Source organism: Gordonia sp. VNK1, assembly GCF_040049135.1.
In the GTDB taxonomy this organism is placed as follows: domain Bacteria; phylum Actinomycetota; class Actinomycetes; order Mycobacteriales; family Mycobacteriaceae; genus Gordonia; species Gordonia oleivorans.
This window is the reverse complement of the sequence record NZ_JBDZDJ010000055.1, coordinates 1-2,818: the sequence shown is the minus strand read 5'-3', so window position 1 is coordinate 2,818 and position 2,818 is coordinate 1. Positions and strand designations below refer to the sequence as shown.

The following is a 2,818-nucleotide window of genomic DNA, read 5'->3' as shown; positions in this document are numbered from 1 at the left end:
CGGTGCGTCGGTCGCCGCATAAACTGGTGGCCATGACTGCCGCTGCTGCCGACTTGATGGACTACGACCAGGTCATCGCCGAGTTCGACCCGGTGATGGGCCTGGAGGTCCACGTCGAATTGGGCACCGCGACCAAGATGTTCTGCGGCTGCCCGACCGCCTTCGGTGCCGACCCCAATACGCAGGTCTGCCCGGTGTGCATCGGGCTACCCGGTTCGCTGCCGGTGGCCAACGCGAAGGCCATCGAGTACGCCATCCGCATCGGACTGGCGTTGAACTGCTCGATCCGGCCGTCGAGTGTGTTCGCACGAAAGAACTACTTCTATCCGGACCAGCCGAAGAACTACCAGATCAGTCAGTACGACGAGCCGACGTCCTACGACGGCTACCTCGATGTGGTGCTCTCCGACGGCACCACGTGGCGCGTCGACATCGAGCGCGCCCACATGGAGGAGGACACCGGAAAGTCGCTGCACATCGGTGGTGCCGGACGCATCCATGGTGCCGACCATTCGCTGCTCGACTACAACCGTGCCGGTGTCCCGTTGGTGGAGATCGTCACCAAGCCGATCGTCGGTGCGGGGGAGCGGGCACCCGAGGTGGCCCGCGCCTATGTGACGGCGCTGCGTGATCTGCTGAAGGCGCTCGACGTCTCCGATGTCCGGATGGATCAGGGTTCGCTGCGGTGTGACGCCAACGTGTCGCTGATGCCCAAGGGCGCAAGTGAATTCGGCACGCGCACCGAGACCAAGAACGTGAACTCGCTGAAGAGTGTCGAGGTTGCTGTCACCTACGAGATGCGGCGTCAGGCAGCCATTTTGGCGGCGGGTGGCGAGATCATCCAGGAGACCCGGCACTATCACGAGACCGATGGCACCACCTCTCCCGGCCGCCACAAGGAGACCGCCGAGGATTATCGCTACTTCCCGGAGCCGGATCTGCCTCCGGTGCAGCCGGATCCGGCGTGGATCGAGGAGATCCGGGCGACGCTGCCCGAGTTGCCGTGGGTGCGTCGTGCGCGCATCCAGGAGGAGTGGGGTGTCTCCGACGAGGTGATGCGTGACCTGGTCAACGTGGGTGCCGTCGACCTGATCATTGCGACCGTCGACGCGGGCGCAGCGCCCGAGGCGGCTCGTGGTTGGTGGGTGTCATTCCTTGCCCAGCAGGCGAATTCCCGTGAGGTCGAGCTCGCCGATCTGCCGATCACGCCGGCGCAGGTCGCCACGGTGATCGGTCTCGTCGACGCCGGCAAGCTCACCAACAAGCTGGCCCAGCAGGTCGTTGTCGCTGTCCTCGACGGTGAGGGTGAGCCCGAGCAGATCGTCGCCGATCGTGGCCTCGAGGTCGTGCGCGACGACTCCGCCTTGCAGAAGGCCATCGACGAAGCGCTCGCCAACAACCCCGACATCGTGGAGAAGATCCGCGGCGGCAAGGTCAAGGCGGCCGGCAAGATCGTCGGCGATGTCATGAAAGCGACTCGTGGACAGGCGGATCCGGCTCGGGTTCAGGAGCTTGTGCTGGCTGCCTGCCAGTAGTTCACGGCCTGCAGGCTGTTTCGCGCTGGGGCCGGGTGGGTTCGGATCCGATTGCCGCAGTAGTGTGCTGCTGCTCATCACTCACTGCCGCCGATCTACTACCCGACGGCTTTCGCGACGCGCTAATCGCTATTCGGCCCGGCAGGGAGTCTTCTCATACCGTTCGCAGATACTATGGGGCTTGGACTGATGTGGGGCGGTGGCGCTCAGTGGTTGAACCGTCACCGAGTTCGCCGTAACCGTTTGAACCCCAACAGTAGGCTGTCGCATCGCTGACTGCGCAAGTAGTTGCATTGTTGTCACTGGGGCTTGTAGAACCGGCGGTGGCGGTGGAATCTGTGCTGATTGAGGTGACGTTGACGAGGCCGGGGACACGGTTGGGGCTGTGGCGGTCGGTCGTTGTGCCATCACCGAGTTGTCCGTGTCTGTTCGAACCCCAGCAATATGCCTCGCCACTGCTGACTGCGCACACAGAATCGCTGCTTGTGCTGATACTGGTGACGTTGCTGAGGCCGGGGACTCGGTTGGGTTCGTGGCGGGCGGTCGTTGTGCCGTCGCCAAGTTGCCCAAATGTGTTGGAACCCCAACAGTAGGCCGCGCCGTAGCTGATGGCACACGTGGTGTTGGGCGAGGCCGAGATGGCTGTCACGTTGTCGAGGCCGCGTACCCTGAAAGGTTCCCCGTCTGAACCTATCCAGCAATAGGCGGTGAGGTTGTCGATTGCGCACGTCTCGCTGCTTGTGACGGCGCTGACGTTGGTGAGGCCCTGGACTGGAGTATCTTTCTCTTGGTCTCGATACACCTGCTGATTCGCCAGGTAGCCCCAGCAGTAGGCCGCTCCGTCGCTGGCGACGCACAGGGTGGAAGTATCGGTTGAGATGGCGGTGACGTTCACGAGATTCGGGACTTCGGTGGGGCGGTGGTATTCCGCGCCGCCGCCGTTCTGGAATAGTCCGTATCCGCTGTAGCCCCAACAGAATGCTGTGGCGCTCTGGATGGCGCAGGTGTCGTTCTCGCCCGTGACTATCGAGGTGGCGTCTGTGAGATCGAGGACTCGGGACGGCCGGCGTCTATCGGTGGTGGTGTTGTCTCCGAGTTGGCCGAAATCGTTGGAGCCCCAGCAGTAAGGGGTTCCGCGTTGTATGGCACAAGTGTTCTTGCTGAATCCCCCCGGGTTTCGTGCCGCTTCCTTTTGAGTCAGGAAGGATGAGCGGTATGCCCAAGAAGATTGATCCGGAGGTCAAGGCGCGTGCGTTGCGGATGTTGGCCGAGCATGGCGGGGA

Annotated in this window: 2 protein-coding genes; one reads left to right on the top strand and one right to left on the bottom strand. The window is 63.1% G+C overall.

Features of this window, described 5'->3' with window-relative positions:
- The first annotated feature begins 32 nt into the window (after nucleotides 1-32).
- Complete coding sequence (gatB, locus tag ABLE94_RS26255; RefSeq protein ID WP_348810305.1) at nucleotides 33-1,535, top strand: Asp-tRNA(Asn)/Glu-tRNA(Gln) amidotransferase subunit GatB; 1,503 nt, start codon at nucleotides 33-35, stop codon at nucleotides 1,533-1,535.
- A 172-nt stretch (nucleotides 1,536-1,707) separates the two neighbouring features.
- On the opposite strand, the gene ABLE94_RS26525 is transcribed toward gatB, so the two are convergent.
- Nucleotides 1,708-2,679: an RCC1 domain-containing protein gene (locus ABLE94_RS26525; protein ID WP_425476292.1), complete on the bottom strand. Its 972-nt coding sequence runs from the start codon at nucleotides 2,677-2,679 to the stop codon at nucleotides 1,708-1,710.
- Between the last annotated feature and the right edge of the window lie 139 nt (nucleotides 2,680-2,818).

Excerpts from the sequence above, each read along its gene's own strand:
- gatB (WP_348810305.1), top strand. The coding sequence starts at position 33 with ATGACTGCCGCTGCTGCCGACTTGATGGACTACGACCAGGTCATCGCC.